Below are 6,995 nucleotides of genomic sequence, written 5' to 3'. Positions count from 1 at the left end.
CGAACGCCTCGCCACCATCCATGAAGCATTCCTGAAGATCGCCTGTTGCATCATCTGTTGGCGACACCTCAGGAAGTCATTTTGTTAGGCCTTCTTAGTCAGGCATCCTGTCATGTCTGCGGGGCGTGCATCGTCCCATCGCTCAGTGCGCAGCCGCAGCGGCGGCCGCGGAGCCGCCCCTGGCGGGCTTCGTGAACCAGATCAGCGGCACGATGGTGACGAAGATCACGCCCGAGATCCAGAAGATGTCGTTCAGGCCCAGCATGATGGCCTGCGTGTTCAGGCCGCGTTCGAAGTAGGCGACAGCCTGGCCCTGCGTGAAACCCATCGTCGCTTGCAGCGATTCGATCGTCCTGGCATACAGCGGGTTGTGCACGCTGGCCTGTTCCGCCAGCTGCGCGTGGTGCAGGATGGCGCGGCTGTTCCAGCCGGTGGTCGCGAGCGACGTACCCACCGCACCGCAGAACACGCGGACGAAGTTCGACAGACCTGCGGCGGCGGGAACTTTCTCGGGCAGCTGGCCGGAAAGGATGATGGCCGTCAGCGGCACGAAGAAGAGCCCGGTCGGAATGCCTTGCAGCAGAGTGGGCAGCACCAGCGTCCAGGTATCCACGCCCGTGGTGTAGTGCGAGCGCATGAAGAACACCGCCGCGAATCCCAGGAAGGACAAGGTGGCGAGCACGCGCAACTCGGACTTCGGCAGGAGCTTGCCCAGCACCGGGGCCAGCAGCACGGCGAAGATGCCCAGCGGCGCGGTCGCCAGCCCGGCGTTGACGGCGGGATAGGCCAGGTACTGCTGCATCCACTGCGGCAGCACGACCAGGTTGGCGAAGAACACCGCAAAGGCGACCGAGATGGCGACGGTGCCAGCCAGGAAGTTGCGGCCCTTGAACAGGCGCAGGTCGATGATCGGGTTCGGTTCGGTCAGCTCCCAGATCACGAAGAAAATGAAGCTCAGCAGCGCGACGATGCCGAGCCCGATGATGACCGGCGAGCTGAACCAGTCGAGGTCCTTGCCCTTGTCGAGCATGATCTGCAGCGAGGCGACCCAGGTGATCAGCGATGCCAGCCCCACCACGTCGATCGACAGCTTGCGCGTCGGCGTTTCGCGGTCGCGGTAGATCGCCCAGGTGACGGCGGCCGCGAACAGGCCGACCGGCACGTTGATGTAGAAGATCCACGACCACGAGTAGCTGTCGGTCATCCAGCCGCCCAGAGCCGGGCCGGCGATGGGGCCGACGGTGGCGGTCATGGCCCACAGCGCCAGTGCGGTGGCGCCTTTTTCCTTGGGGTACGACGACAGCAGGATCGACTGCGACAACGGGATCAGCGGCCCGGCCACGGCGCCCTGCAGGATGCGCGCGGCGAGCAGCGTGGTCAGGTTGGGCGCCACGCCGCATAGCCAGGACGACAGCACGAACAGCAGGATGGCGCCGACGAACAGGCGGACCTGTCCGATCCGCTGCGTGAGCCAGCCGGTCAGCGGGATCGCGACAGCATTGGCCGCGGCGAACAGCGTGATCACCCAGGTGCCTTCATCGACCGACACACCGAGGTTGCCGGAGATCGTCGGAATCGCCACGTTGGCGATCGATGAGTCCAGCACGTTCATGAAGGTGGCCAGAGCCACGGCGAAGCTTCCCATCACGAGCTTGCCGCCGGTGAGCGGGGCTGGCACGAGTGAGGTCTGGGCTTGGGATTGCATGATGCGCTCCGGGGAATATTGCCTGTTTTGCTGATAGGTCAGTTAAATAGAGGCGGAAAGGCGATCGGCGCGATGCCGCTCAGGCCCCCGGAGGCGGCGCCGGCAGCTTGCGCTGCGCGCTTCGGCGCCTGGGGTTGCTGTGCAATCTGCGAGGATGGCGCTGGCTGCCCCGCGGCAGACTTGCCGTTGCTGTTCAGCGCGATGATTCGCGTGATCTCGCGGTCGGCCTCTTCGCCGTAGCGCTGGAACACTTCGGTCCGATAGGCGGTGCGATAGGTGGTGGTGTGTCCGGGTGCTTCGGTGCCCGGGCTCGGGTGCCAACCGGCAGCCTGGTGCGTTTCTACGTCGACCTGCATCGACAGGCCGATCTGCAGCGGGTGCTCGCGCAACTCCGCCGGATCGAGCTGGATGCGCACTGGCAGGCGCTGCACCACCTTGATCCAGTTGCCGGTGGCGTTCTGCGCCGGCAGGGCCGAGAACGCGCTGCCGGTGCCGGCCGAGAAGCCGACGATCTTGCCGTGGTAGGTCACGCTGCTGCCGTACAGGTCGGCATGCAGTTCGACTGGCTGGCCGATACGGATGCGCTTGAGCTGCACTTCCTTGAAGTTGGCATCGACCCACACGCCGTCGAGCGGCACGATGGCCATCAGCGGGTTGCCGGGTGCCACGCGCTGGCCCACCTGCACCGAGCGCCGCGCCACGTAGCCGGTTACGGGTGCCGGCAGCGTGTTGCGGGCGTTGGCCAGGTAGGCGTCGCGCACCTTGGCGGATGCGGCCTGCACGCTGGGATGCTCGGCCACGTTCGTCTTGTCGGTCAGTGCGTGGTTGGAGGCTAGCTGCTGGCGGGCTGTCTCGAGTGCGGCTTCGGCGGACTTCACGGCATCGCGGGCGTGCGCCACGTCTTCTGCCGCGACGGCGCCGGATTCGGCCACCTCGGTGCGGCGGCCCAGGTCATCCCTGGCGCGGGCCAGGTCGGCCTGGCGTTGCTGCACGGTGGCGCCGAGCACGTCGTTGTTGACATAGAGCGCGCTGATCTGGCGCACGGTCTGGCCGAGCGAGGCTTCGGCATTGGCCAGCGCCACCTTTGCGTCGGCCGCATCGAGCGTCACCACGGGCTCGCCCGCTTTCACGATCTGCGTGTCGTCGGCGTTCACCGCGATCACCGTGCCGGCGACCTGCGGCGTGAGCTGGACGAGGTTGCCGTTGACGTAGGCGTCGTCGGTGTCCTCGTGGAAGCGGGCCACGGTGTAGTAGTAGGCGCCGTAGCCAGCGGCGGCGAGCGCGGTGGTCAGGCCAAGCAGGGCCAGCAGGCGCTTGCGGGTGCTCTTCTTGGCGGGAGCAGCGGCTGCCGTTGCGGTGGGCTCGTCGGCAGGGGTGGTCTTGGTCGTGTCGTTCATGGCAGCACCTGGAGCTGTGTTCGTTTGCGTCAAGAGGAAAGTCAGCGGACCTGGGCCGCATTCGTGATCGAGTCGGAGGTATCGGTGAAGCCACCGCCCAGCGCGCCGGCCAGCGCAATCTGCCGGTCGCGGCGGTTCATGCGCAAGTTGGCCACCACCTGTCTGCTGGCCAGCGCATTGGTCTGCGCGTTCAGCACCGTCAGCTGCGTGGTCAGGCCAGCCTTGTACTGCGCCAGCGCCAGGGTCAGGGCGCGTTGCGCGGCGGTATCGGCGCGCACGGCGTTGTCGATCTGTGCATCGACGGCACGGATGTCAGAGAGCTGGGTGGCCACATCGGTCAGGGCGTTCACCAGCGTTTCGTTGTAGTTGGCCACCGCGAAGTCGAAATCGGCATAGCGGCCCTTGAGCTGGGCGCGCAGCGCGCCGCCGTCGAAGATCGGCAGGTGGATGGCGGCGCCGGCCGAGGCGGTGCGGCTGGCGGCGCGCAAGAAGCGGCCCCACCCTAAGGCATCCAGGCCGATCATCGCGGTCAGGTTGATGTCCGGATAGAACTCGGCTTTGGCCACCTTGATGTCATGGAGGGTGGCATCCACGCGCCAGCGCGAGGCAACGATGTCGGGGCGGCGCGAGACCAGGTCGGCCGGCAGGTTGTCGGGCAGGCGGACCTCGTCGCCAGCGCCAAGGCTCGGGCGGGCGATCGCCAGGCCCCGGTCCGGGCCCTGGCCGAGCAGCGCGCCGAGCTGGTAGCGGGTGCGCTGGATGCTGCCTTCCAGCGCGGCAACGGCGACTTCGCTGGCGGCGAGATTGGCCTCGGCGGTGCGTTTCTCGACTTCGGTCTCCAGGCCCATGGTCACCCGGCCGTTGGTCACGCGCAGCACTTCGCGGCGCTGTCTGACTTCATCCCTGGAGATATCGAGCAGCGTGTAGAGGCGGGCCAGCTCGTTGTAGGCGCGCGCGATGGCGGTGCTCAGCGTCAGCTTCACCTGTTCGGCCTCGGCTTCACTGGCATGCACACCAGACACCGCGGACTTCAGCGCCTCGCGGTTCTTGCCCCACAGGTCGAGGTCATACGACGCGTTGATGAACGCCTTGTTCTCCGACTGCCACGTCCCGGCGAACTGCGGCGGCACCATCGCGTTTTCCGTGTAGCGCTGGCGGTTGAACGAATAGCCTGCGCCCACCTGCGGCAGCGTGTTGGCATTGGCGCCCTCGCTGAATGCCACCGCGGAGGCCACGCGGGCACGGGCCTTTTCCAGCGACGGGCTACCCTGCAGCGCTTCCGCGATCAATGCCTTGAGCTGGGCGTCGCCGAACTGGTCGGCCCAGTCCGCCGAAGGCCAGTGGCCTTGTTCGGCCGGGATGCTTTGCGTGGTGGCGTAGTCGGTCGGTCCAGCGATTCGCTTGTCGCTATGGATACCGGCGAAGTTGGCACAGGCGCTCAGAACTGCAGCTAGCAGCGCTGAGAGGAGGGGACCGGCAAAGCGGCGGGCCAGGCGCGGCGCGGTCGGATGAGTCATTTGACTGTGCATTGTCTGATTTGTCAGTTAAATGGGTAAAAAAGGAGACTCAGGCTTTGCACCCTTTGATCAATCCACTAAGTTGGCAAAAAAGTCGTTCAGCCGTCCGAGAATTTGGCGAGCAACCGACGGAACTCGGCAAATTCTTCCGGGCTGAAGTTCCTGAGGCGTTGATTGAGTACTTTAGGGGCCACATCCGGGATACGCTCCGCAACTTCCAGGCCCTTCCGGGTCACAGTCAGGTTGACCACGCGGCGATCGTCGATACTGCGGCTGCGTGACAGCAGGCCCTTGGCCTCCAGCTTGTCCAGCATGCGGGTCATCAGGCCGGTGTCGATGCCGAGCAACTTGCTCAGCTCGAACGGGGTGGCAGCAACGCCATGCGTGAGCGACATCAGGATCCCCATCTGCTGCCCGGTGATGTCCAGATCCTTCAATGCCGCATCCATTTCCATCAGCAGTGTGTTGCGGGCCTTATTAAGGAAAAAACCGATGCTCCGGGTGATCTGGAAGTTATCCTTTGAGTAGTGGTCCATGGCGGGTTCCCTTGCTTGCTGATTGGACAATAGCTGATCTGTCAGATAGTTGCAAGGAGGGTAATCGTACTTTTCGTGCAAAATCTGGCGGCTTCCCAGAAAGCATTGGTGGACAAGGGTTTCCGGCAAGCCCATGCCTGTTGGCGGTTGCACTTCCATATCCCGGAGGGCACTGCAGCAGGATCAGGCGGAAGCCGAGGACTTCTTCGAGGCTGCGGGGGCTTCTGATCGGTGCCTTCGTCAGGGCATGTCGCCGCGTGCGGCCGGCAAGCCCCAGGCGATTGCCGATGGCTAAGCTGCCGGCCAGCCCGACTCGAATTTATGCGGAACTTCGAATGAATTCGGCAGAGCAATGTTAGTTTTAACCCTCTCCGAGGTCGGCTTTACGGCCTCATAAGTGCCGTTGGCGGCATGCGGAATATGCTGATCAGTACGCCGTAAAACTCCAGGACCTGTTGAGCGCCATACCATTTCGCGCGCCGGCGAAAGTCGCCGTGTACGTGCCGGCGGCGATGGGCTCCGTGGGGAGCAGGAAAACCACGCCTCGATACAAGCTTGCGTCCTCGATGGCCGAAGCAACCGAGCCAGCCTTGGATTCGGCAGGTACCAGGATTCGAGCCGGTACGGGACTTCCGCCAGGCCCCGTCAGGATGAAGCTCGAGACCGTCAGCACGTCAGAGGGCTTTTCAACGTTGACGCGGAACATGATCGGAGGACCGGCTCTGGCCAGATCGGGCGCTGGATTCGGGATCTCGTCGCCAGGAATGAACAAGCCGTGGACGTTGGCGTTGTCGGCTGGGTAGTGGGCGCCGGTGCCGGGAGGCAGTTGTTGGCCGCCCCATTGGGCGAGGCCATAGCCGCCGGCTCCGGCTGCGGTCACCACACCAAAATTCGCCACGCAGTAATTGTCATGCATAGCGAGGCCGATAGTCTCCTGATTGCTGGTAATCCCTTGCAAGTGGTAAACCGAGTTCGCCATCGAGGCAAGACAGCCGCCAAGCTCGCCGTTGTAAGCATTCTGTCCAACCCATTGCTTGTGCGAGCCGCCCACGGTGAGTACTTGCTGGTACGGATCGGGGCTGGTGAAACCAGGATTCCCGGGGATCTCCGTGTGGCTCATCACCGCGTTGAGCTTCATATACGCCAGGTGGTTTTCGGCCGCAGCGTCCAGGGCGGCGTCTTGCCGCAACGCGCCTACACCCATTGCGATGCGCAGGGAGTTGAGCGCGTTGAAGAATTCAAGGCGCGGGTCGGTTCTGGAGTAAGTGGATGTGAGCGCCATCGCGGTCTGAGCAGCGGCAGACGGTCCCTTCCTGATGGTCGGTGTGCGTGGCAGGTTTGAAGCGATCGTTGGAGGGGTGGCGCCAGCACTACCGATGCTGGCGCAGACCGCGATGAAGGTAGACATCGCGGCGACTGCGAAGAGGCTCTGCTTCACGTTTTTCCGGTTATTTTAGGTCTGTACGAGCGGGGCCAAGGATCCGCGGGTGACCCTGGCAAATCCGCTTCCGGAGGCTTAACGTGAAATTAGGGAAATTCGTGCACAGGAGCATGCGCGCCTGGTGTGGAAAGCTGGAGGAGTGGGTAGGGCGCCGTCGGCGCCCATGCAGATGCAAGAACCTAGAGATTGTCCAGATGCCCACGGAGAGGGATTTGATTATTAGTGTTTGACCTTGCCATTGGGTGGCGGCAGAGGAAAAACAGCACATCGCCAACCTGCGGGGGGAGCGACGGTCGCAGATCGACCCCTATGCTCAGGTCACAACTATGTGTAGGTCGCGGTGGAGCGTATGGTCGAGTCCGCCGGCGGCGCGGGTTTTGGGATGGTTAATCATTGCAA

5 protein-coding genes and 1 pseudogene are annotated in these 6,995 nt (G+C 64.1%); 1 reads left to right on the top strand and 5 read right to left on the bottom strand.

Annotated features, from left to right (window positions below):
- Positions 1–88: pseudogene (locus RM96_RS38810) on the top strand (IS5/IS1182 family transposase); the annotation flags it as partial.
- Positions 89–142: 54 nt separating this feature from the next.
- Here RM96_RS38810 and RM96_RS21535 read toward each other — a convergent pair.
- The 5 genes from RM96_RS21535 to RM96_RS21515 all read right to left on the bottom strand — a co-directional run bounded on the left by RM96_RS21535 (position 143) and on the right by RM96_RS21515 (position 6,593).
- A complete protein-coding gene (locus tag RM96_RS21535) occupies positions 143–1,705 on the bottom strand; it encodes a DHA2 family efflux MFS transporter permease subunit (RefSeq protein ID WP_039013543.1) in 1,563 nt (520 codons plus the stop codon).
- Between the two features lie 38 nt (positions 1,706–1,743).
- A complete protein-coding gene (locus RM96_RS21530; RefSeq protein WP_052279645.1) occupies positions 1,744–3,102 on the bottom strand; it encodes an HlyD family secretion protein in 1,359 nt (452 codons plus the stop codon).
- 41 nt (positions 3,103–3,143) lie between these two features.
- A complete protein-coding gene (locus RM96_RS21525; protein WP_238587359.1) occupies positions 3,144–4,619 on the bottom strand; it encodes an efflux transporter outer membrane subunit in 1,476 nt (491 codons plus the stop codon).
- A gap of 98 nt (positions 4,620–4,717) precedes the next feature.
- Positions 4,718–5,155: a MarR family winged helix-turn-helix transcriptional regulator gene (locus tag RM96_RS21520; protein WP_039013540.1), complete on the bottom strand. Its 438-nt coding sequence runs from the start codon at positions 5,153–5,155 to the stop codon at positions 4,718–4,720.
- 427 nt (positions 5,156–5,582) lie between these two features.
- Positions 5,583–6,593, bottom strand: coding sequence for a CAP domain-containing protein (locus tag RM96_RS21515; protein ID WP_039013539.1), 1,011 nt, complete (start codon positions 6,591–6,593; stop codon positions 5,583–5,585).
- Positions 6,594–6,995 lie beyond the last annotated feature (402 nt).

It is taken from the genome of Cupriavidus sp. IDO, from assembly GCF_000812465.1.
Classification (GTDB): Bacteria; Pseudomonadota; Gammaproteobacteria; order Burkholderiales; family Burkholderiaceae; genus Cupriavidus.
The sequence above is the reverse complement of the archived record's forward strand: the minus strand, read 5'-3'. Positions and strand labels throughout refer to the sequence as shown.

What these genes read in the sequence shown, in the direction of transcription:
- RM96_RS21530 (WP_052279645.1), bottom strand. Translation starts at nt 3,102, where the DNA reads ATGAACGACACGACCAAGACCACCCCTGCCGACGAGCCCACCGCAACG.
- RM96_RS21525 (WP_238587359.1), bottom strand. Translation starts at nt 4,619, where the DNA reads ATGACTCATCCGACCGCGCCGCGCCTGGCCCGCCGCTTTGCCGGTCCC.
- RM96_RS21535 (WP_039013543.1), bottom strand. Translation starts at nt 1,705, where the DNA reads ATGCAATCCCAAGCCCAGACCTCACTCGTGCCAGCCCCGCTCACCGGC.
- RM96_RS21520 (WP_039013540.1), bottom strand. Translation starts at nt 5,155, where the DNA reads ATGGACCACTACTCAAAGGATAACTTCCAGATCACCCGGAGCATCGGT.